Source organism: Azospirillum sp. B21, from assembly GCF_008364825.1.
Classification (GTDB): domain Bacteria; phylum Pseudomonadota; class Alphaproteobacteria; order Azospirillales; family Azospirillaceae; genus Azospirillum.
Genome location: NZ_VTTO01000009.1, coordinates 231,478 through 252,794 on the forward strand (window position 1 = coordinate 231,478; position 21,317 = coordinate 252,794).

Annotated in this window: 19 protein-coding genes; 9 read left to right on the forward strand and 10 right to left on the reverse strand. The window is 69.0% G+C overall.

Annotated features, from left to right (window positions below; genetic code table 11):
• Positions 1 to 30: 30 nt before the first annotated feature.
• From FZ983_RS21725 to FZ983_RS34245, 8 genes are all read right to left on the reverse strand, one after another.
• Positions 31 to 2,841: a DUF2339 domain-containing protein gene (locus tag FZ983_RS21725; RefSeq protein WP_247883898.1), complete on the reverse strand. Its 2,811-nt coding sequence runs from the start codon at positions 2,839 to 2,841 to the stop codon at positions 31 to 33.
• A 114-nt stretch (positions 2,842 to 2,955) separates the two neighbouring features.
• Positions 2,956 to 3,696 carry a DUF72 domain-containing protein gene (locus tag FZ983_RS21730; RefSeq protein WP_149225568.1) on the reverse strand — a complete coding sequence of 247 codons (741 nt, stop codon included), beginning with the start codon at positions 3,694 to 3,696 and terminating at the stop codon, positions 2,956 to 2,958.
• 87 nt (positions 3,697 to 3,783) lie between these two features.
• Entirely contained in the window at positions 3,784 to 4,491 is a 708-nt protein-coding gene (gene pcsA, locus FZ983_RS21735; RefSeq protein WP_149225569.1) for a phosphatidylcholine synthase, read from the reverse strand.
• A 208-nt stretch (positions 4,492 to 4,699) separates the two neighbouring features.
• Positions 4,700 to 6,025 (reverse strand): glycolate oxidase subunit GlcF, encoded by a 1,326-nt coding sequence (gene glcF, locus FZ983_RS21740; protein WP_149225570.1) that lies wholly within the window; start codon positions 6,023 to 6,025, stop codon positions 4,700 to 4,702.
• Positions 6,026 to 6,042: 17 nt separating this feature from the next.
• Positions 6,043 to 7,341, reverse strand: a complete 1,299-nt coding sequence (locus FZ983_RS21745) for an FAD-binding protein (RefSeq protein ID WP_149225571.1) — start codon at positions 7,339 to 7,341, stop codon at positions 6,043 to 6,045.
• Positions 7,342 to 7,357: 16 nt separating this feature from the next.
• Positions 7,358 to 8,845 (reverse strand): FAD-linked oxidase C-terminal domain-containing protein, encoded by a 1,488-nt coding sequence (locus FZ983_RS21750; protein WP_149225572.1) that lies wholly within the window; start codon positions 8,843 to 8,845, stop codon positions 7,358 to 7,360.
• A 208-nt stretch (positions 8,846 to 9,053) separates the two neighbouring features.
• Entirely contained in the window at positions 9,054 to 9,179 is a 126-nt protein-coding gene (ykgO, locus tag FZ983_RS21755) for a type B 50S ribosomal protein L36 (RefSeq protein WP_012973122.1), read from the reverse strand.
• Between the two features lie 381 nt (positions 9,180 to 9,560).
• Positions 9,561 to 9,914, reverse strand: a complete 354-nt coding sequence (locus tag FZ983_RS34245; RefSeq protein WP_188092449.1) for a hypothetical protein — start codon at positions 9,912 to 9,914, stop codon at positions 9,561 to 9,563.
• Here FZ983_RS34245 and FZ983_RS21760 point away from each other — a divergent pair.
• A complete protein-coding gene (locus FZ983_RS21760) occupies positions 9,895 to 10,812 on the forward strand; it encodes a tripartite tricarboxylate transporter substrate binding protein (RefSeq protein ID WP_247883899.1) in 918 nt (305 codons plus the stop codon). The genes FZ983_RS34245 and FZ983_RS21760 overlap by 20 nt on opposite strands.
• A 90-nt stretch (positions 10,813 to 10,902) precedes the next feature.
• Here the strand turns inward: FZ983_RS21760 and FZ983_RS21765 are convergent, their stop codons facing one another.
• Positions 10,903 to 11,991 carry a tripartite tricarboxylate transporter substrate binding protein gene (locus FZ983_RS21765; RefSeq protein ID WP_149225574.1) on the reverse strand — a complete coding sequence of 363 codons (1,089 nt, stop codon included), beginning with the start codon at positions 11,989 to 11,991 and terminating at the stop codon, positions 10,903 to 10,905.
• 295 nt (positions 11,992 to 12,286) lie between these two features.
• On the opposite strand from FZ983_RS21765, the gene FZ983_RS21770 reads away from it, so the two are divergent.
• From FZ983_RS21770 to tyrS, 8 genes are all read left to right on the forward strand, one after another.
• Positions 12,287 to 12,955, forward strand: coding sequence for a 4-carboxy-4-hydroxy-2-oxoadipate aldolase/oxaloacetate decarboxylase (locus FZ983_RS21770; protein ID WP_149225575.1), 669 nt, complete (start codon positions 12,287 to 12,289; stop codon positions 12,953 to 12,955).
• A gap of 29 nt (positions 12,956 to 12,984) precedes the next feature.
• Positions 12,985 to 13,938, forward strand: coding sequence for a hydroxyacid dehydrogenase (locus FZ983_RS21775; protein ID WP_149225576.1), 954 nt, complete (start codon positions 12,985 to 12,987; stop codon positions 13,936 to 13,938).
• 143 nt (positions 13,939 to 14,081) lie between these two features.
• A complete protein-coding gene (locus FZ983_RS21780) occupies positions 14,082 to 14,795 on the forward strand; it encodes a response regulator transcription factor (protein WP_149225577.1) in 714 nt (237 codons plus the stop codon).
• Positions 14,792 to 16,213, forward strand: coding sequence for an ATP-binding protein (locus tag FZ983_RS21785; protein WP_149225578.1), 1,422 nt, complete (start codon positions 14,792 to 14,794; stop codon positions 16,211 to 16,213). The genes FZ983_RS21780 and FZ983_RS21785 overlap by 4 nt, the downstream gene beginning before the upstream one ends.
• A gap of 63 nt (positions 16,214 to 16,276) precedes the next feature.
• Positions 16,277 to 16,843, forward strand: coding sequence for a cytochrome b (locus tag FZ983_RS21790; protein ID WP_149225579.1), 567 nt, complete (start codon positions 16,277 to 16,279; stop codon positions 16,841 to 16,843).
• A gap of 259 nt (positions 16,844 to 17,102) precedes the next feature.
• Positions 17,103 to 17,843 (forward strand): DNA repair protein RadC, encoded by a 741-nt coding sequence (radC, locus tag FZ983_RS21795; protein WP_247883903.1) that lies wholly within the window; start codon positions 17,103 to 17,105, stop codon positions 17,841 to 17,843.
• Between the two features lie 116 nt (positions 17,844 to 17,959).
• The gene (locus tag FZ983_RS21800; RefSeq protein ID WP_149225581.1) at positions 17,960 to 18,619 is read left to right on the forward strand and encodes a DUF882 domain-containing protein; all 660 of its coding nucleotides are present in this window, start codon (positions 17,960 to 17,962) and stop codon (positions 18,617 to 18,619) included.
• A 235-nt stretch (positions 18,620 to 18,854) separates the two neighbouring features.
• A complete protein-coding gene (tyrS, locus tag FZ983_RS21805; protein WP_149225582.1) occupies positions 18,855 to 20,099 on the forward strand; it encodes a tyrosine--tRNA ligase in 1,245 nt (414 codons plus the stop codon).
• Between the two features lie 15 nt (positions 20,100 to 20,114).
• Here tyrS and FZ983_RS21810 read toward each other — a convergent pair whose 3' ends face one another.
• A complete protein-coding gene (locus FZ983_RS21810) occupies positions 20,115 to 21,065 on the reverse strand; it encodes an MBL fold metallo-hydrolase (protein WP_149225583.1) in 951 nt (316 codons plus the stop codon).
• Positions 21,066 to 21,317: the final 252 nt, after the last annotated feature.

Genomic DNA, 21,317 nt, shown 5'->3' on the forward strand with positions numbered 1-21,317 from the left:
ATCGTATGGGAGCGTTCCCCGCCCGGCCTGTCAACGAGTCCGTTGGTCCAACAGATTGTCGGCGGGCAAATCATCCGCGGGCGAATGCGGCGGCTCCGGCTTCGGCTCCGGCGGGGTGCCGGCGGCGGGTGGGCGCAGAAGGCGCTGGTACAGCCAGCCGATGCCGACCAGTGAGACGCCGAGGCCGAGGAAGGAGGCGACGCGATACATCCCCTCCAAATCCGACATGTCGCTGAGGAACACCTTGGCGACCACCGCCAGCACCAGCACCAGACCGGCATGGCGCATCCAGCCCCAGCCGAAGCGGATGCCCGCCACCAACATCGCCACCGCGAACAGCAGGAAGCCGACCGAATACGCGTACCATTCGGCGTCCGACGTCTCGTAGCCGTTCAGGATCGGCCCCTGGAAGGCGCGGCGGATCTCCAGCGCGAGGTTGGTGGCGATCAGCAGCATCGGCAGGACCGGCGCGGCGCTCCGCAGGCTGCGCGACGGCGGCGGGTCGTACCACAGATAGAGCAGCAGCAGGACGGCCGGCGCGCCGTAGGCCAGCAGCAGACGGTTGACCACCGGCCAGGTGCCGACCCACTCGAAGTTCCACAGCGGGTTCAGCGCAAGCAGATGCAGGAAGAAGGCGGTCGCGGCGGCCAACAGGACCAGCAGGCGCCGGCCCCACACTGCCACCGGCCGCGCGCTCCACCGCCGGTCCGCCGCCAGCAGCAGGCCGAGGCCCAGCCAGGACAGGGTGTGCAGCGCCACCTCCGTCAGGCCGGACGGCTCCGCCTCCAGGCTGCCGGCCATCCAGCGATGGATGCCCAGCGACAGCATCAGCGTGGTGAAGATCAGGGCGCCGGCCTCCAGCACCATCACCACCAGATCGTCGCCACCTCCAGTGTTTCCCTGGGCGTCCGGCACCGTCCGCATCAGGCGCGCCGCCACCAGGAAGCCCAGCGCCGGCAGGCCATAGCCGTAGGCGATCCAGGCATAGCCTTCGTAATCCAGCACATAGGGGTTGATCGCCAGCCGGACCAGAACGGCGACCGCCACCAGCAGGGCGACCCCGCGCAGCTCGCGCAGGGTCATCCGCCGCTCCAGCCAGGCCAGCACCGGCACCTGCATCGCCAGCGCCACGGTCAGCCACGCCTCCTGCAGGGTCATGGTGGCACCGAGTGCGATGGCGCCGCTCGCCCCGGCGGCGAAGGCGGCCAGCCCCAGCGCGGCGCCCGGCCGGTGACGGTGGCGGGCCAGCGGCGTCGTGCCGGCGACCAGCAGGGCCGCCAGCGCAAGGGCCGCGGCCGGCCAGCCGATGGCGGTCTCCGGCGGCGCCACCTGGGCGTAGGCCAGCGTCAGCAGGGCCAGCGGCACCAGGGCCGACAGCGACGCCCACAGCGCCGCCCGCCGCGCGCCCCACAAGGCGGCGAAACCACCGATGCCGAACAGCGCCGCGAAGCCGCCCGCCACCCACAGGAATCGCGCGACCGCCGCCGGGTAGCCGGCCGGGTCGGCGACGATCAGGGGCTGGCCCTCCGCAGTCAGCGGCGGCGGGCTGGACGGGACATAGGGCAGGCTCCAGGGCGCCAGCGACAGCAGCACGGTCAGCGCCGCGATCCAGGCAACGCCGGCGATCCGCTCGGTCCGCCGGCCGGCAGCCATGGCGAGTAGCGCGAAGAGGGTCAGCACGGTCAGCGACACCGCGTCATGCCCGTCGCTCCAGGTGACGGCGGCGACCAGCAGGCCGAACAGCCGCATCGCCATCATCGCCAGCCGGTCGGCGGGATGGCGCTGCTTGCGCCGGATCCAGTCGGGCAGCGCCCTGCGCCAGCCGGTGGCGGGCGCCGGCTCCGCCAGCCGGTCCTCCGCGGTTCCCGCAACCACGCCCAGCACGGCCGGAACCAGGAAGAGGGCCGAGGTCAGCAGCAGATAGAGGCCGGTCGGCAGCGCGTCGCCGCTGCGCCACGGGTCGATCAGCCACACCAGCGGCCAGAGCGCCGCACCGGCCAGCGCCCCCCAGCCGAGCCAGCGCCAGCGGCGATACAGCACCACCGCCATGCCGGCGCCGTTCAGCGCCAGCAGATAGGCGAACAGGCCCCAGGCGTCCGGATTGTCGGACGGTATCAGAAGCGGCGTGACATAGCCGGCCAGCAGCCCGAGCGCCGCGATGAACGGCCCCTGCAGCAACGACAGCCCGATGCCGACGATCGACAGCGCCGCCAGCAGCGCGAAGGCGACCAGCGGAGCGAACAGGTCGAACAGGGCGAAACCGCCATAGACGCTGGCGAAGGCGGTGAACAGGCCGGCGGCGGTCAGGGCCGGCGGCACGTAATCGGGCCGGAGCGCCGCGACGGCGCGCTGGGTCGGCCGGCGGCGCAGCCATTCGCCGCCCACCATCAGCCCGAAACCGGCGAGCAGCCCAAGCGCCACCCGCACGCCCGGCCCGAGCCAGCCATGCTCCACCGACAGCTTGATGAAGAAGGCCGCGGCCAGCGCCATGGTGCCGCCGCCGAGCCAGATCAGCCAGCGCGACGCCAGCGATTCCTCCAGCTCGCGCCAGCCCGTCCGCGGCGGGGCGGCGGGCTCCGGTGCGGCAGGCGGCGGAATCTCGTCCGGCACGGGAGCCGCTTCGGCGGCGAGAACCGGTTCGGCGAACTCCTCCGGCGGCGGTCCCTCTGTCGGCTCGGCCTCCGCCACGACGGACGGGGACGCCTGCAGGGGAGCGGCGCCGGTCAGCGCCTTGTCCAGCCTGCCGCGTAGCGTGGCGATCTCCGCCTCCTGCGCCTTCAGCCGCCGGTCCAGCCGGTGGGTGATGAAGCCGAAGATCAGAAGTAGGACGACGAACTCCATAACCACACCGCCTGCACGCCGTTGCCCCTCCTATCGGGGCGTTTTGCGGCAGGATAGCCCTGCAACAATGCACTGTCTCGGTCGTGCCGGGGGTCGTCCGATAGAGAATTGCGCCTATGACCGGACCCGCAGCCGCGCCATCGTCGCCAGCGCATCGTCCACGGCATGGAAGTCGGCGGTGTTGTCGAAGACGCACCAGACCGGCCGCAGCGCCGCCTCGGCCAGGAGCCGCTCGGCCAGCGCGTCCAGCACCGCCGGCTCGTAGGCGGAGCGGTAGATGACCGGCGACCCGTGCAGCCGCCAATAGCGCACGCCGTCCCAGCCGCCGGGATCCCCGGCTCCCGGCACCGGGGCGGGATCGGCGGCGACGCGGGCGACGCGATGGGCGATCAGAAGGGACTCGGCCCCGTCGGTGAACCAGGAGGCATGGCGCGGCTCGCACACCACGTCGCCGTCGAAACGGGCGCGCAGCAGCGCGAAGAAATCCTCCGCGACCGCACGGTCGAAGCGCAGGCTGGGCGGCAACTGGACCAGCAGCGGGCCGAAGCGGTCGCCCAGCATCCCGGCCTCGGCCAGGAAGCGGTCCAGCGCGGCGTCGGCGTCGACCAGCCGGGCCTCGTGGCTGATCGCCTTGGGCAGCTTCACCGCGAAGCGGAAAGCGGACGGGGTGGAGGCGGCCCAGCGCGCCCAGGTCTCCGGCTTGTGCGGACGGTAGAAGCTGCTGTTCACCTCGGTCATCGCCATGACGCGGGCGGTGCGCTCCAGATGCGTGCCCTCGGTGGGAAAGGCCGGGGCGGACAGCTTGGGAATGCTCCAGCCGGCGGTGCCGATCCGGATCGGATGAGCCGTGGCCAAGGCGGGATCCTCTCTGCTGCGCCGGGTATGCCGTCCAGGCAACGCCCGTCACGCAGAGCTGTTCCCCGCCTCCCTGATGTCAGGCGATCAGGGACCGCGCAGGCTCCGCCAGGCGCAGACGGCGGCGTAATAGATCGACGTCGCCAGCCACAGGCCGAACAGCCAGCCCGGACGCGCCGGCTCCAGCACCACCAGCGCGATGCAGCAGAGCAGCCATACCGTGGTCACCGCGATGTTCAGCGGCATCAGCGCCTTGACCCGGAAGGGATGCAGGAACTTGACCGTGGTGAAGGTCAGCAGCCCCAGCGCCACCACCACCGCCGCGTTGAACCAGGGATTGAGGTCGAGCAGCCAGAGATAGAGGGCAACGACGTTCCAGATCGCCGGGAAGCCGACGAAGTAATTGTCGCCGCTCTTCATCCCGACATTGGCGAAGCAATAGAGTGCCGTCAGCAGGACCCAGGCGGCGAGAGCGATGCTGACCAACCCCTCCGGCAGCAGGCCGAAGCGGTGCATGAACACCGCCGGCACCACGACATAGGTCAGGTAGTCGATGACGAGGTCCAGCGCCGAGCCGTCGATGCCCGGCAGCACCTGCTTGACCGAGACGCGGCGGGCCAGCGTGCCGTCCACGCCGTCGACGACCAGCGCGATGCCCAGCCACATCAGGCACAGCTTCGCATCGCCGGCCGCCGCCGCCAGCAGGCCGAGCAGCCCCAGCACCGCGCCGCTGGCCGTGAAGATGTGAACGCCCCAGGCCGACAGGCGATGGGTGATTCCATAGCCGGCGCTCATGCCGATGTTTTCCGTGGGTGGCGAGGAGGACGGTGGCAAGGACAAGGCGATGACCTGAACGGAATGGGGCTGGGACGGAACGCGGTGAAGCGGCGGATCTTCTGACACAGATGAACGCAGATAAACACAGAATTGTGGGGGTATGAAACCCCCGGCTCCGCCCATGCCGCCGTGCGCCGCCGTCGCCGCGCCGTCCCTGCCCCGCCTCTTATGCCGCCCGCGCGCCGCCCTGCCGGAAGGCCGCCCTACCGGCCAGCGCGTCGGGCATCGGACCGCCGGTCGCCCAGTCCAGCAACTCCACCGTGTGGACCACCGGCAGGCCGATGCCCGACGCGATCTGGGTGATGCAGCCGAGATTGCCGGCCGCCACCGCCTGCGGCTGCGTGCTTTCGATGGCCGCGACCTTGCGGTCGCGCAGTTCCCCCGCCAATTCCGGCTGCAGCATGTTGTAGGTGCCGGCCGATCCGCAGCAGAGATGGGCGTCGGGGATCTCCTTCACAAGAAAGCCGGCGGCGCGCAGCAGGGCGCGCGGCGGCTCCTTGATGCGCTGGCCGTGCTGCATGGAACAGGCGGAGTGGTAGGCGACCGCCTGCCCCGTCTCCACCACCGGCCGGGCCAGCCCGATCTCGTCCATCAGTTCGGTCACGTCCTTCGCGAGAGCCGCCACCCGCACCGCCTTGACGGCATAGGCGGAGTCCTCGCGGAACATGTGGCCGTAGTCCTTCACGCTGGTGCCGCAGCCCGACGCGTTGATGACGATGGCATCCAGCCCCTCGCCTTCGATCTCCTTCGTCCAGGCGTCGATGGTCTTTTTCGCGGCTGCGTGGGCGAGATCCTCCTTGCCCATATGGTGCGTCAGGGCGCCGCAGCAGTCGGCTCCCTTGGACACCACCACCTCGACGCCGTGACGGGTCAGCAGGCGGATGGTCGCCTCGTTGATCTGCGGGGCCAGCACCTGCTGGGCGCAGCCGATCAGCAAGGCCACACGCTTTTTCCGCGGTCCCTGTGCCGGATGCACGCCGGGCCGGTCGCTGTAGCTCGGCGCCGGGACGCTGGCCGGAGTCAGCGCCAGCATGGCGGACAGCCGCTTGGGCAGCATGGCGCGGAAGGGCCGGCCCAGGGAGGCGCCGAGCAGGGCCAGCCGGAACAGCCGCGGATTGGGCAGAACCCGCGCGATCAGGTCGCGCACCGCCCGGTCGGCCGGCGGACGGGTGTGGGTCGCCTCGATATGGGCGCGGGCATGATCGACCAGATGCATGTAATGGACGCCCGATGGGCAGGTCGTCATGCAGGACAGGCAGGACAGGCAGCGGTCGATGTGCTTGACCGTTGTTTCGGGCGGCGGCCCGCCCTTCTCCAGCATGTCCTTGATCTGGTAGATGCGGCCGCGCGGGCTGTCCAGCTCGTCACCCAGGATGGTGTAGGTCGGACAGGTCGCGGTGCAGAAGCCGCAATGCACGCATTTGCGCAGGATCTGTTCCGAGTCGCGGATCGCGGCATCGGCCAGCTGGGCCAGCGAGAAGTTCGTTTGCATCGAGATCGGTCTTCCCGTTACAGCCCCGCATACATGCGGCCGGGGTTGAGGATGCCCTTGGGGTCGAAGCTTTCCTTGACCCGGCGGCTGAGTGCCATCAGCGGCTCGGGCAAGGGCTGGAACACGTCCGTCGCCGCGCGCACCGCCTCCGGCGCCCGCACCAGCGTTGCGTGTCCACCGGCGGAAAGAGCGGCGCGGATGGTCTTGTCCGAATTGGGCGGCGCCGCCAGCCAGACCAGCCCGCCGCCCCAGTCGTAGAAAGCCTCGACGTCGAGCGTGCGACGGATGGCGTCCACCGTGGAGGGGCCGGTCGAGGGGGGGATGGAGAGTTTCCAGAGGTGGGAAGTGTCGCTGCGGATGCCCCCACCCCGACCCTCCCCCGCTGGGCGGGGGAGGGGGATTGAGTGCTGTTGCGGGGAGGCGGCGGAGTTCCCTCCCCCGCCCAGCGGGGGAGGGTTAGGGTGGGGGTCCGTGTCCGCACCCAACCACCCCCCATCCCTCACCTCGCGCCAGATCGCCAGCGACTCGTCGCGAGCCAGCACCGCGTCGGCCCGCAACTCCTCGCGCAGCATGGTGACCCGCGCGGCGACCGATGGGCCGAAACCCTCCAGCCGCACCAGCGTCACCGCCCCGCCCGCCCCCGCCACGGCGGACACGCCCGACCGCGCGGCGATCCCCGCCGGCAGATGGGCGGCGCCCGACACCTCGTAAGGACTGCGCAGCGCCCGGTCGAGCATCGCCACCGCCGCCACGTCGTCCAGCCCGAACAGCAGCAGCGTCGCGGTATCCTCCGGCGCCGGCAGCACCTTCACGGTGATCTCGGTCAGCGCGGTCAGGGTGCCGAAGGAGCCCGCCATCAGCTTTGGCACGTCATAGCCGGTGACGTTCTTCACCACCTTGCCGCCGCCCTTGTAGGCCTCCGCCCGGCCGCTGACCCCGGCGATCCCCAGCGTGTGGTCGCGGGCCGATCCCGCCGAGATGCGCCGTGGCCCGGCCAGCCCGCTGGCGACCAAGCCGCCCAAGGTTCCCCCCTCCGGCGGCTCGAAGGCGAGATGCTGCCCACGGTCTGCCAGCATCGTGCGGATCAGATCCATCGGCGTGCCGGCCAGCGCGGTCAGCACCAGTTCCTCCGGTTCATAGGCGATGACGCCCGACAGGCCCGACAGGTCGAGCGCGTGGCCGGCCTGCACCGGGCGGCCCAGCCCGCGGCGGCTTCCGCTGCCGAGAATCTCCAGCGGCTCGCCGGCCGACAGAGCCCAGCGCACCGCGTCGGCCGCCTGCGCGGCGCTCTCCGGCTTCAAGGTGGTGATGGTCATGGCGGGGAGCGGCCCTTCAGAAGCGCGGGATGTCGGGGAAGCGCAGTTCCCCCTGGTGGACGTGCAACCGGCCGAGCTCGGCGCAACGGTGCAGCGTGGGGAAGACCTTGCCGGGGTTCAGCAGGCCGTCGGGGTCGAAGGCGCATTTCAGCCGCTGCTGCTGCTGGAGATCGGCCTCGTCGAACTGGTCGGTCATCAGGTCGCGCTTTTCCACGCCGACGCCATGCTCGCCGGTCAGCACGCCGCCGACCTCGACGCACAGGCGCAGGATGTCGTTGCCGAACTCCTCCGCCGCCTCCAGTTCGCCCGGCTTGTTGGCATCGTAGAGGATCAGCGGATGCAGATTGCCGTCGCCGGCATGGAAGACGTTGGCGACGCGCAGGCCGCAGCGGTCCGACATCTCCTGCATCCGCTGCAGCACCAGCGGCAGCGCCTTGCGCGGGATGGTGCCGTCCATGCAGTAGTAGTCGGGGCTGATCCGCCCCACCGCCGGGAAGGCGGCCTTGCGCCCGGCCCAGAAGGCCAGCCGCTCCTCCTCGCTGGTCGACACGCGGGCATAGCAGGCGCCACGCTCGCGGGCGATGGCCTCCACCCGGTCGATCAGGTGGTCGACCTCCGCCGCCGGGCCGTCCAATTCGACGATCAGCAGAGCCTCGACATCCAGCGGATAGCCGGCATGGACGAAGGCTTCCGCCGCATGGATGGCGGGCCGGTCCATCATCTCCATGCCGCCGGGGATGATGCCGGCGGCGATGATGGCGGCCACGCAGTCGCCGCCCTGCTCGCTGCTGGGGAAGCCCAGCAGAACCGCGCGGGCGGTGGCCGGCTTCTTCAATATGCGCACCGTGACCTCGGTCACCACGCCCAGCAACCCTTCCGACCCGGTGACGATGCCCATCAGGTCGTAGCCGCCGGCGTCCAGATGCTTGCCGCCCAGCCGGATGACGGTGCCGTCCATCAGCACCATCTCCAGCCCCAGCACGTTGTTGGTGGTCAGCCCGTATTTCAGGCAATGCACGCCGCCGGAATTCTCGGCGATGTTGCCGCCGATGGTGCAGGCGATCTGGCTGGACGGATCGGGGGCGTAATAGAAGCCCTCATGCGCGACCGCGTTGGAGATGCCGAGGTTGGTCACCCCCGGCTGCACGGTGACGCAGCGGTTGGCATAGTCGATGTCGAGGATGCGCTTGAACTTGCCCATGCCCAGCAGCACGCCGTCGGCCAGCGGCAGGGCGCCGCCCGACAGCGAGGTGCCGGCCCCGCGCGGCACCACCTTCACCCCCATCGCCTTGCAGGTCTTCAGGACCTGGGACACCTGCTCCACCGTGCTGGGCAGAACGGCGACCATCGGCAGCTGGCGGTAGGCGGTCAGCCCGTCGCACTCATAGGCGCGCAGTTCGTTCTCGTCGACGATCACGCCTTCGCCGGGAACGATGGCGCGTAGCGCCTCCACGATCTCCCGGCGGCGGGCGATCACCCCGCTGTCCGGCACCGGCATCTTCATGGCGGGCGGTCCTTATCCCGTTGCGGCGAACTCGTGCGCCACACGTACCATCCGCTGGGATCCTAATACAAGACGATGCGGCACTCGGATGCGGAGACCTCAAAACGCAAGAGCCGCACCCGAAGGCGCGGCTCTTGCGTAAACACCCGATGACGGAGAGGCTGGGCGCGATGCCCGGCCTCGCAGTCGATCGATCCTTGCGGATCGATCAGCCCTGGCGGGCCTTGAAACGGGGGTTCTGCTTGTTGATGACGTAGACGCGGCCCTTGCGGCGGATCACGCGGCAGGCCTTATGGCGCGTCTTCATCGACTTCAGGGAGTTGACGATTTTCATGATGCTGTTCCTGAACGCTCGGCGGCTCGATTGAAGGCGCGCACCATAGTGCGGTGCCCACCGACTGTCAACGCCCGGGAATGCTCCGAAACGATGGCCGCCGCCGACCACCTTTTGCCCCGCGTCCGCATGAGCGGAACGACAGGCGCGGGAGGCGGAAAACGAAACGCATATCTTTAAGACGCAATACCCCATTATGTTCTTTAATAACGAGAAAATGTGCATGCGCTTTGGTAAATGGTATGGAAGATATACAACTTGTCGTTAGACGCCGCTGATGGGCGGCGAGCGGAAGACGACTGTCTGCCAGAGATTCTCGACTTGCCTTGCGCAAGCCGATCCCAATAAAAATCACCCGCCACTTGAGCCAATACACAGTATTTATTTGCCGCCCCACATCACATTCACCAATCCTTCGCAATATTCTGCGGTGTATTGACGCGACGACGCGAAATCGTATGCTGCGGAGTTGAAGGTCTGTTCTTGCTGATGTAGGAACATCCTCAGATATTCGGCGGCATCTGGCCCGTCGCCGCGCACGATTACAGCCGATCCCGCCGGGATCGTGCCGATTCGTGCCGGACCGGACCGGACTCCGCCCCGTTCCGCGCATGGCATGCCGACTCCGGCCCGCCCTGCGCAGTGCATCATCGAAGGGGGGATCATGAAGTTCTGGAAGTCTCTGACTCTGGCGGCTGCGGCCGGTGCGATGTTCATGTCGGCCACGAACGCCAAGGCGGCCTATCCGGAGAAGCCGATCACGATGATCGTGGCCTTCGGCGCCGGCGGCGGCACCGACCTGCTGATTCGCGCCCTGGCGCCCTTCCTTGAGAAGCAGCTGGGCGACGGCGCCCGGGTCGAGGTGGTGAACAAGCCCGGCGCCGGTGGCGAGATCGGCTTCGCCGCCATCGCCGATTCGGCCCCCGACGGCTACACCATCGGCGCCATCAACTCGCCCAACGTCAACGCCATCCCGATCGAACGCCAGGCCCGCTATTCGCTGGACCGGCTCGACCCGCTCTACAACCTCGTCGACGATCCCAGCTCCTTCGCGGTCCACAACGAAGGGCAGTTCAAGACGCTGGCCGATGTGGTGACCTTCGCCAAGGCCAACCCGAACGGCGTCACCGTCGGCACCACCGGCATCGGCTCCGACGACCATCTGGCGATGCTGGTGTTCCAGCGCCAGGCCGGTGTGACCTTCACCCATGTGCCCTTCCAGGGCTCCGCCGCCAACGAAGCGGCGCTGGCCAACAAGAAGATCATGCTGAGCGCCGTGAACATCGGCGAGGCGATGCAGTACAAGCAGAAGGACCCGATCGCCGTCCTGGGCGTGATGGCCGAAAAGAAGGTGGAGCAGGCTCCCGACATCGCCACCTTCAAGGACCAGGGCTTCAACGCACTGATGTCGTCGCTGCGCGGCATCGCCGCCCCGAAGGGGCTGCCGCCGGATGTCCGCACCAAGCTGGTCGACGCGCTGGACAAGGCTGCCAACGACCCGGGCTTCCAGGCCAAGGCGAAGGATCTGTACCAGCCGGTGCGCCTGCTGCCGCCGGAGAAGTATGCCGCCGAACTGGCCGAGTCGACCAAGGAACTGCGCGAGCTGTGGGCAACGAACCCCTGGCTGAAGTAAGCCTCCGCACAAATGGAAAAGGGCGCCGGCCAATCGCCGGCGCCCTTTTCCATGTCCGCACGGTCGTCTCGCCGATCCGCGCGGCGACCGTCATTTCAGCCAGGGCGTCTCCTTCCACATGGTGCGGAAGGTCGCCTCCTGGACCTTCAGTTCCGCCGCATACTGGTCGGGGGGCAGCAGGCGCAGCGGTTGATAGGCCTTGCGGGCGATCTCCTGGAATTCCGGATGCAGGACGGCCTTGCCGATGGCATCCACCAGCTTGGCGCGGATGTCCGGCGGCAGCCCGACCGGCGCGGCAAGACCGCGCAGCGACGCCATCTTCACGTCGAACCCCAGTTCCTTGAAGGATGGCACGTCCGTGGCCTGGGCCGACCGCTCTTCGGTCATCACGCCGAGGATGCGGATCGGGTCGCCTTCCCGCGCCCGCGCCGATTCGCCGATGTTCATCGAGGTCACCTGGATGTGCCGGCCCAGAAGCGCGCGGTGGGCATCGGCACTGCCCGGGAAGGGCACATGGGTCAGCCGGCTCTGGGTCAGTCGCTGGAACATCAGCATGGCCAGATGGTCGTCCGATCCGATGCCGGTGGTGCCGACCGTCACGCTGTTGGGGTTGGCCTTGGCGAAGGCGGCGACGTCGGCCAGCGTCTGGTAGGGGCTGTCCTTGTGGACGACGAAGGAACCGGGGTCGTCAACCAGATTATAGAGCGGGTCGAGCCGGTCCAGCGAAAAGCGGGCCTGGCGTTCGATCGGAATCGTCACGACGTTGGGCGAGTTGATCAGCCCGATGGTGTAGCCGTCGGGGGCCGCGTCGGCGATGGCGGCGAAGCCGATCTCGCCGCCCGCACCGGGACGGTTCATCACGATGACGCGGGTGCTGCCGCCCAATTCCTTCTCGATGAAGGGGGCGAGCGACCGGACGATGAAGTCGGATCCGCCGCCGGCCGCATAGCCGACGATCAGGGTGATCGGCTTCTCCGGATAGGCCGCCCAGGCCGCACCCGGCCCCGTCAGCCCGAAGGCCGCAGCCAGCGCGGAGGCGGCAATCCCGGCCGCACCGGCCAGCCGGGCGGCACGCCGCCGCAGTCCGCGCGAAAGGGCACCGAACCGCCCGGCTCCGGCCGGACCGGCGGCCGTTCCTGTCGATCCACCCCGCACGGCGGGACGCGCGTTCGTATCCATACATCGACTCCTTCGGTTCGCATCCGCTGAACAGCCGGGACCAACCCGGGATCGTCGCGCAGCCGGATGCGGCATCTTTCAATTGCTTTTTATCGATCGCCAGACGCCAGGCGGGCGCCTTCTTGCGGCACGCCCATCGTAGAGGTGATTTTCCGCCGATCAACCACCGTTTGGATATTTTCAGCTACCCCTAAATATTCTATTACTTGTTCATCTATCGTGTTTCACCCGCTCTAAGGCGTATTCGGCACGGAAGTGTCCGTTTGCCGCTCATTCCCGAAAGGCTGTTCCCGGCATGACCGTTCACAAGGATTTCGTCCGCCCCGACGCCGCGACGGTGGAGGCTCTGCGCGCCCAATCCCCCGCCACCCTGCACGAGGCGATGGGCAAGAAAGGCGCCATGGGCCACCCGATCAAGCCGCTGTTTCCCGGAATGCGGCTGTGCGGGCCAGCGCTGACCGTGTCCTGCGGGCCGACCGACAACCTGATGATCCACATCGCGGTGGCGCTGGCGAAGCCGGGGGACATCCTGGTCGTCGACTTCAAGGGCATGACCGACGCCGGCCCCTGGGGCGACGTGCTGACCGCGTCGGCCATCGCCCGCGGCCTGGGCGGGCTGGTGATCGACGGCTGCGTGCGCGATGCGGTCGCCATCCGCGACATGGGCTTCCCCGTCTTCTGCCGCGGCACCAACATGAAGGGCACCAACAAGACCGACGCCAAGGGCGACATCAACACCACCATCGTCTGCGGCGGCGTGATGGTGTCGGCCGGCGACATCGTGGTCGCCGACGACGATGGCGTGGTGGTGGTGCCCCGCGATCTGGCCGCCGACACGCTGGAGAAGGCCGCCGCCCGCGAGGCTGCGGAAGAGGCCTACCGCCACAAGCTGGAAGCCGGCGAGACCACCATCGAGCTGCTGAACCTGAAGCCTTATCTGGACGCCGCCGGCATCACGCTCTGACCCCTGCCCCCTCACCGAAGTCCCCCGCCATGCCCGACATCATCATTTCCGAATTCATGCAGCCCAGCGCCGTCGACGAGCTGCGCCGCGACTTCGACGTCCATTACGACGAGACGCTCTATAAGCGCCTGGACGAGCTGTATGCGATGGGCCGTGACGCCCGCGCCATCTGCATCCGCAACGAGACGGAGATCCGCGGCGCCTTCTTCGACGCCTTCCCGAACCTGAAGGCGGTCGGCCGGCTGGGCGTCGGGCTGGACAACATCGACGTGCCGGCCTGCCGGGAGCGCGGCATCGCCGTCCTGCCCGCTACCGGCGCCAACGAGGTGTCGGTGGCGGAGCTGGCCATTGCCGGCCTGATGATGCTGGTGCGCGGCACCACCTATTTCGCCACACCCGACGTGGTCGCCGGCAAATGGCCGCGCGGCCGGCTGATCGGGCGCGAGGTGTCGGGCAAGACGCTGGGCATCGTCGGCTTCGGCCGCATCGGCCGCCATGTCGCCCGCCGCGCCCAGGGGCTGGACATGACGGTGATCGCCGCCGACCCGCATGTGCCGGCCGACGATCCGGTCTGGGCCCGCATGGGCGTGGAGAAGGTGTCGTTCGACCGCATCTGGGACACCGCCGACGCGCTGTCGCTCCACCTGCCTTACACGCCGGAGACCCACAATCTGGTCAGCGCCGAGGTGATCGCCCGGCTGAAGCCCGGCACCATCCTGGTCAACGTCGCCCGCGGCGGCATCGTCGACGAGGCGGCGCTGGCCGCGGCGCTGAAGAGCGGCCATCTCGGCGGCGCCCTGCTGGACGTCTTCGCCACGGAACCGCTGCCGGCCGGCAACCCGTTCCAGGACGTGCCGAACCTGATCCTGACCCCGCACATCGGCGCCACCACCGACGAGGCGCGCGTCCGCACCGGCCACATGATCGCCGACAATGTCCGCGCCGTGCTGACCGGCACCATCCCGGACACCGCGATCGTCTGACCGCGTCCCGATGACGGAAACGGGCCTTTCCCCATCAGCAGGGGGAAGGCCCTTTCCATGCCCTGGCTTGCGGCGGCGGCGCAAAAGGCGGAGAGTCGCGGCACGGCACCCCGCCTCCCCACCGGTTCTGGAAGGCCACCGCCTTGCGGCTGCTGCTGATCGAAGACAACCGCCGGCTCGCGTCCCTGACCGCGGAGGGGCTGCGCAAGGCCGGCTTCGCCATCGATCTCGTCCACAATGCGGAGGAGGCGTCGGCTGCCCTGGCGGTCGCAGTCTTCGACGCCGTGCTGCTCGACCTCGGCCTGCCCGATGCCGACGGGCTGACTCTGCTGTCCGCCCTGCGGGCGAAGGCCGACACCACCCCGGTGCTGATCCTGACTGCCCGCGACACGGTCGACGACCGGGTGCGGGGCCTCAACCTGGGGGCGGACGATTACCTGCTGAAGCCCTTCGCATTGGAAGAGCTGGTGGCGCGCATCCGCGCCCTGCTGCGGCGGCCGGGGGCGGCGCTGGGAATGGTGCTGCAGACCGGGAACATCGCCTTCGATTCGGCCAGCCGGCTGGCAACCGTCGGCGGCCAGCCGCTGGACCTCAGCCGTCGCGAGCTGGACGCGCTGGAATTGCTGCTGCGTCGTGCCGGCCGCGTGGTGTCGAAAGCAGCACTGGAAAACGGCCTCTACGGCTTCGGCGAGGAGGTCGGCTCCAACGCGGTGGAGGTGCTGATCCACCGGCTGCGCAAGCGGCTGCAGGCGGCGGGCGCCAGCGCCGGCGTCCAGACCCTGCGCGGCATCGGCTATATCCTGATCGAGAACCCGCCCGGAGCCGGTGCGGGCAGCGGCGTGGAAAGCGGCGGATGACCGGCAGGCAGCCGCCCTCCCTGATGGCCGCCATCGCGCGCTGGCTCGTTCTGGTCACGCTGCTGGCGGTCGCGACCACGGCGCTGCTGCTCTATGTCGAATTCAAGGGCACTCACGACCGGATGCGCCAGCGCACCTTGTCCGGCGTCGCCCGCATGATCGAGAAGGCGGCGCGCGGACCGGACGACCGGCTCGTCACCGTCCTGCCCGACTCCGTCCGCGCGATGCTGCGGGTGAACGCCGCATCCTTCGCCATCGTCGATGGGGACGGCCGGCTGCTCCTCGGCTCCGACGGGGTGTCGGGCCCGCTCGACCCCACCGGCTCCGACCGGTCTCACGCCGTCTTCCGGGTGCCGGCGCGCGACGGCGAACCGGCGCTCTACGGGCTGAGCCGCCGCATCGAGATCGACGGCCGCCGCCTGTGGATCCAGGTGGTCTCCGGCGAGGAGGAGTTGCACATCGAGTGGCTGCTGGAGGAATTCGTCGAGCATTTCGGCTGGATCTGGCTGCCCTTCGCCCTGGTTCTGATCCTGGTCAACCTCGTCATCATCCATCGCGGACTGCGGCCCCTGCGCCGGGCATCGGCCGGCGCCGCCGCGATCGGACCGGACAGCGTGTCGGAGCGCCTGCCGGAAGAGGGCATGCCGCGCGAGGTCCTGCCGCTGGTCCGCGCGGTGAACCAGGCGCTGGACCGGCTGGAGGCCGGCTATCGCGCCCAGCGCAGCTTCATCGCCGACGCCGCGCACGAATTGCGCACGCCGCTGGCCGTCCTGGACGCGCATCTGGCGCTGATCGGCACGCCCGGTGCCCCGATCCGGGCGGATGTGGCCGGCATGACCCGGCTGGTGGACCAGCTGCTCGACCTCGCCCGGCTGGACGCCTTGCGGATCGCGCCGGGCGACAGCGTCGACCTGACCGCGCTCGCGGTGGAGGTCGCGACCCACATCGCCCCGCTGTCCTTGGCCAGGCGCCGCGGGATCGAGGTCGTCGGACGGGAGGACCCCCTGCCGGTACGCGGCGTCCATGACCCGCTGTTCCGCGCCCTGCGCAACCTCGTGGAGAACGCCGTCTGCCACGCCCCCGCCGACAGCACGGTCAGCATCGAGGTGGCGGTCTCCGCCACGGGTGAACCGCTGCTGCGGGTGATCGACCGTGGTCCCGGAATTCCGCCGGCCCTTCGTTCCCGCGTCTTCGAACGTTTCTGGCAGGGCGGCCGCGACCAGAGCACGGAGCGTACGGACTCCGGCGGCGCCGGGCTCGGGCTTTCCATCGTCGCGCGCACCATGGCCGCGCATGGCGGCAGCGTCGCCATCTCCGACACGCCGGGCGGCGGCACCACCTTCACCCTGCGCTTTCCCCTCCAGCTGCGGCGAACTGACGCAGAGACGGCCAAAGCCGACGCGGCGGGCGGCCTGTAAGCGGCACGTAAGCTTGGCGGTCTAGACCGGACGGCGACTCTCCCCTCCATCCGGAGCATCGCCATGACCGTCACCGCCTACAGTCCGGCCCAGAAATCCCTGCACTGGCTGATCGCCCTTCTCATCGTCGGCCTCTACCTGCTGACCTTCGGCGAGGAGTTCTACGAACGCGGACACCCGATGCGCGCCACGATCTGGTGGCTGCACATCTCCTTCGGCCTCCTTCTGCTCGGGCTGGTCCTGGCGCGGCTGGGGCTGCGCCTTGTCCGCGGCATCCCCGCATTGCCACCCACCATGACGCCGGCCGAACGCGGCGCGTCCCATCTGGTTCATCTGGGGCTCTACGCCCTGATGCTGGCGGTCCCGCTGATCGGGGTGGTGCTGACCTGGCTGCGCGGCGACACGCTGACCTTCTTCGGCCTCTTCTCCATTCCGTCACCGGTCGCCGCCGACCGCACGCTGGGCCGGTCGGTGAAGGAAATTCACGAACTTGCCGCCAACCTGATCCTTGCCCTGGCCGCCCTGCATATGGCCGCCGCGCTGTGGCACCATCTCGTCCGCCGCGACGGCGTGCTCGGACGTATGCTGCCTGACCGGCAGGCCGACCGGGAAACCGGCCTCGCCGACTGACGCGAAACGCCCCTCTCCAAAAGCGCGAGCAGGACCTCTGTGCGCTCGCGCGTCGAGAGGCTATAGTCATCGTCATACAGATGCATGGCGATGATCGATGGCAGGACGGAAGACGACGGGACGAGGCAGGAAAGCCGGAAGCGCGGGAAGCGGAGCGGAAATGGACGATGCCGGCCCGACCGCCGGCCTCCTGCCATTTCCGGACATGCTGGCCTCGCACGCCGGTGCCGGGCCTGCCTCGACCGCATCGCTGCCGGATATGGAAGATGGCGAGTCCGCCGATGGGCCCGCCGATGGGCCCGCCGACGGCGATCCCCATTATCTGGACCACCGCAACCGCCTGCGCCGCCGCTTCCTCGACCGCGGACCCGACGCGCTGGAGGATTACGAGCTGCTGGAGATGGTGCTGTTCGCCGTCAGCCCGCGGCGCGACGTGAAGCCGCTGGCCAAGCTGCTGATCCGGACCTTCGGCAACCTGTGGGGCGTGGTCAACGCACCGCCGGAACGGCTGCGCGGGCTGAAGGCGGAGGGCGTGTCGCTCGGCACCGACAACGCCGTCACCGCGGTCCGCATCGTCGGGGCCGCCGCCCTGCGCGCCCTGCAGCAGCGAGTGATCGACCGGCCGGTTCTGGCCTCCTGGCAGGCGCTGATCGACTATTGCTCCGCCGCCATGGCGCATGAGCCGACGGAGCAGTTCCGCCTGCTGTTCCTCGACCGCAAGAACACGCTGATCGCCGACGAGGTGCAGCAGCGCGGCACCATCGACCACACCCCGGTCTATCCGCGCGAGGTGGTGAAGCGGGCGCTGGAGCTGTCGGCGGCCGCCGTAATCCTGGTCCACAACCACCCATCCGGCGATCCCACCCCCAGCCGGGCCGACATCGAGATGACCAAGGAGATCGTGCGCGCCGCCAATGCCGTTGGGCTGATCGTCCACGACCATCTGGTGATCGGCAAGGGCGGGCGCCACACCAGCTTCAAGGCCCAGCGCCTGCTGTGAACGGCGGAAGCCCTCTGCTTTCCGTGCAGCCGGGCCATGCTCCGCCACTTTGCAATTGCGAATCGCTCTCCATTTTGTTGACGTGACGGTGCCCTGCTGAAAGACCCGCCCCCTTCATGTCCTCCTCGCCCCTCTCCCTGAAGCGCCGCAGCCTGCTGATCGGCTGCGGAGCGCTTGTCCTGATGTCGGACCGCGCGCTGGCCGCGCCCGCGGCACCCCGCCGCCTCAGCCTCAGGAACCAGCACACCGGCGAGACGTTCGAGGGGCCCTACCGCGACGCCTCCGGTCCGCTGCCCGATGCGATGGCCGACCTCTCCAAGCTGCTGCGCGACCACCGCGCCAACAAGGAGGGGCCGATCGACGTCGGCACGCTCGATTTCCTCGCCGACATCATGGAGGCGGTCGGGCAGAGCAAGGCCACCATCCTGTCGGCCTTCCGCACGCCGGAAACCAACGCCATGCTGGCCGCGCGCAGCCTGGGCGTGGCGGAGCACAGCCAGCATCTGCTGGGCCGCGCGCTGGACATCACCCTCCCCTCGCGCCTGCCCGATGCGCATCGCAGCGCGCTGGAGCTCAAGCGTGGCGGCGTCGGCTGGTATCCGCGCTCGCATTTCCTGCACATCGACACCGGGCCGCTGCGCAACTGGGAGATGTTCGGGCAGAATCTGGACGGGCTGTTCGCCCCCGGAATCCGCGGCGCCCGCCCCCGCACCGTGTCTCAGCGGATGCAGCTTCACCGCGCGCTCGCCCGCCGCCAGCTGCTCGGCAGGCGCTGAGCGGGTGGCAGCATTGACCTGTCGGGGGTGGATCTTCCCGGCAACCCCGTGTAGGGAAGGCTCCATGACCGACCGCATCGCTCTCACCGCTCCGATGTATTATCCGCCGCTCACATAGCGCGGCGTCGATCGGTCATACCCGAAACCATGCCGTCGCAAGTCCGGCGGCCATGGTCTTCTCCCCGATAGAGACAGTCTCCGGACGGCAACGGTCCATCCGCAAGAGACCTGTCCCATGTCTTCCAAATCCAGTGCCGCCGATTTCCTGCACATCCTGCGGGAGCGCGGCTTCCTCCATCAGTGCAGCGACCCGGCCGACGACCTGTCGGGCCTTGCCGGCGCGGCACCGGGCGGCCTGCTGACCGCCTATGTCGGCTTCGACGCCACGGCAGCCAGCCTGCATGTCGGGCATCTGCTGTCGATCATGGCGCTGCGCTGGCTTCAGCGCACCGGCAACCGTCCCATCGTGCTGATCGGCGGCGGCACCACCAAAATCGGCGACCCCAGCTTCCGCGACACCACCCGGCCGATGCTGGACGATACGCAGATCGCCGCCAACGCCGCCGGGCTGCGCCGCGTCTTCGGCCAGTACATGACCTTTGGGGATGGGCCGGCCGACGCCATGATGGTGGACAATGCCGACTGGCTGGACGGGCTGGATTACGTACCCTTCCTGCGCGACGTCGGCCGCCATTTCACCATCAACCGCATGCTGAGCTTCGAGTCGGTGCGCCAGCGGATGGAGCGCGAGCAGCCGCTGACCTTCCTGGAATTCAACTACATGATCCTCCAGGCCTATGATTTCCTGGAGCTGTCGCGGCGGCACGGCTGCCTGCTGCAGATGGGCGGGTCGGACCAGTGGGGCAACATCGTCAACGGCATCGAGCTGGCCCGCCGGGTGGAGCGGCGCGAGCTGTTCGGCCTGACCACGCCGCTGCTGACCACCGCGTCGGGCACCAAGATGGGCAAGACCGCCGGCGGTGCGGTGTGGCTGAACGCCGATGCGCGCAGCCCCTTCGACTTCTGGCAGTTCTGGCGCAACACCGAGGATGCCGATGTCGGCCGCTTCCTGCGCCTGTTCACCGAACTGCCGCTGGATGAGATCGCCCGGCTGGAGCGGTTGCAGGGGGCCGAGATCAACGAGGCGAAGATCGTCCTGGCGACCGAAGCCACCCGCCTGTGCCACGGGGCGGCGGAGGCCGAAAAGGCGGCTGCGGCGGCCGGGTCCCCCTTCGCACCGGACGGCGGCGGCCTGCCGGAAGTCACCCTGCCGCGCGAGGAGGCCGGCGGCGTGCCGATGGTCGATGCGCTGGTGGCGGCCGGCCTATGCGCGTCGAAAAGCGCGGCGCGCCGCCTGATCCGCGAGGGCGGCGCCCGGCTGGACGGCGAACCGGTGACCGACGAGGCGGCGGCGCTCACGGCCACCGCCGTCCTGTCGGCCGGCCGCAAGCGCCATGTCCGCCTGGTCCTGACCTCCTGACCGGTCTTGGTGGCGTCAGCCCTCCAGCTGGCGCCACATCTCGAGGTCTCGCTCTGCGGTCCAGATGCGGGGATCGGGATACTGCGTCGCCTCGTCATAGGCGCGGGTGACGTTGAAGGGCATGCAGTGGTCGAAGATCACCCAATGGCCGAATTTCGGCTTCAGCGCGGCGTAGGTGTCCTTGTAGATCGTCCGCAGATCCTTGCCGGCGGCGACGCCCTGCTTCACCAGTTCGAACAGTTCGCTGGTGAAGGCGCGGGTGCCGCGCAGCCCCTCCTCCACCTGCTCCGCCGTGGTCAGGGCGCCGCCGCGGCCGGGCACCAGCTTCTCCGGCTTCAGCGCGGCGATGGCGTCGAGCGTCGCCGGCCAGTGAGTGAAATAGGCGTCGCCGCAATAGGGGGTGGCGCCGTATTCGACGAGGTCGCCGGAGAACAGGATCTTCTGCTGCGGCAGCCACACCACCGTGTCGCCCTTGCTGTGGCCACGGCCGAGTTGCAGCAACTGCACCTCCAGCGAGCCCAGCCACATCGTCATGTGGCCGCGGAAGGTGATGGTCGGCCAAGTGAGGCCGGGGACCGATTCGACGGCACGGAACAGGCGGGGGAAGCGGCCGATCTCGCTCGCCATGTCGGCTTCGCCGCGCTCGACGATCAGGTCGCGGGTGTCCTCGCTGGCGATGATCTGCTCCGGCGCATAGCCCGACGCGCCCAGCACGCGCACCGCATGGTAATGCGACAGCACGACATGGCGGATCGGCTTGTCGGTGACCTCGCGGATGCGGCGGATGACGTCCTGCGCCATCACCGGCGTCGCCTGGGTGTCGATCACCATCACCGCGCCGTCGCCGATGACGATGCCGGTGTTGGGATCGCCTTCCGCCGTATAGGCATAGGCGTTGTCGGACAGCCGGTCGAAGCTGACTGCCTTTTCCTCCAGGTCGGCATGCGAGGCAAAGTTCTTGGACATCCCGTTTCTCCCCAGGCACGGCCTCCGCCGAAGCATCGTCCGATAGGCCGCATTGATCGGTTTGCCCAACCATATCGTTTCACTTGAAACCATGCAACGCGTTTGCTGCTGCCGAGACGTCCGGGTCGAAGACAGCAAAAAGCCCGCCGAGCATAAACTCGGCGGGCTTTTTGTAGATTTGGTTGCGGGGGCAGGATTTGAACCTGCGGCCTTCAGGTTATGAGCCTGACGAGCTACCGGGCTGCTCCACCC

What these genes read in the sequence shown, in the direction of transcription:
- FZ983_RS21725 (WP_247883898.1), bottom strand. Translation starts at nt 2,841, where the DNA reads ATGGAGTTCGTCGTCCTACTTCTGATCTTCGGCTTCATCACCCACCGG.
- pcsA (WP_149225569.1), bottom strand. Translation starts at nt 4,491, where the DNA reads ATGAGCGCCGGCTATGGAATCACCCATCGCCTGTCGGCCTGGGGCGTT.
- glcF (WP_149225570.1), bottom strand. Translation starts at nt 6,025, where the DNA reads ATGCAAACGAACTTCTCGCTGGCCCAGCTGGCCGATGCCGCGATCCGC.
- FZ983_RS21745 (WP_149225571.1), bottom strand. Translation starts at nt 7,341, where the DNA reads ATGACCATCACCACCTTGAAGCCGGAGAGCGCCGCGCAGGCGGCCGAC.
- FZ983_RS21750 (WP_149225572.1), bottom strand. Translation starts at nt 8,845, where the DNA reads ATGAAGATGCCGGTGCCGGACAGCGGGGTGATCGCCCGCCGCCGGGAG.
- ykgO (WP_012973122.1), bottom strand. Translation starts at nt 9,179, where the DNA reads ATGAAAATCGTCAACTCCCTGAAGTCGATGAAGACGCGCCATAAGGCC.
- FZ983_RS21760 (WP_247883899.1), top strand. Translation starts at nt 9,895, where the DNA reads ATGTCGGCCACGAACGCCAAGGCGGCCTATCCGGAGAAGCCGATCACG.
- FZ983_RS21765 (WP_149225574.1), bottom strand. Translation starts at nt 11,991, where the DNA reads ATGGATACGAACGCGCGTCCCGCCGTGCGGGGTGGATCGACAGGAACG.
- FZ983_RS21770 (WP_149225575.1), top strand. Translation starts at nt 12,287, where the DNA reads ATGACCGTTCACAAGGATTTCGTCCGCCCCGACGCCGCGACGGTGGAG.
- FZ983_RS21775 (WP_149225576.1), top strand. Translation starts at nt 12,985, where the DNA reads ATGCCCGACATCATCATTTCCGAATTCATGCAGCCCAGCGCCGTCGAC.
- FZ983_RS21785 (WP_149225578.1), top strand. Translation starts at nt 14,792, where the DNA reads ATGACCGGCAGGCAGCCGCCCTCCCTGATGGCCGCCATCGCGCGCTGG.
- FZ983_RS21790 (WP_149225579.1), top strand. Translation starts at nt 16,277, where the DNA reads ATGACCGTCACCGCCTACAGTCCGGCCCAGAAATCCCTGCACTGGCTG.
- radC (WP_247883903.1), top strand. Translation starts at nt 17,103, where the DNA reads ATGGAAGATGGCGAGTCCGCCGATGGGCCCGCCGATGGGCCCGCCGAC.
- FZ983_RS21800 (WP_149225581.1), top strand. Translation starts at nt 17,960, where the DNA reads ATGTCCTCCTCGCCCCTCTCCCTGAAGCGCCGCAGCCTGCTGATCGGC.
- tyrS (WP_149225582.1), top strand. Translation starts at nt 18,855, where the DNA reads ATGTCTTCCAAATCCAGTGCCGCCGATTTCCTGCACATCCTGCGGGAG.
- FZ983_RS21810 (WP_149225583.1), bottom strand. Translation starts at nt 21,065, where the DNA reads ATGTCCAAGAACTTTGCCTCGCATGCCGACCTGGAGGAAAAGGCAGTC.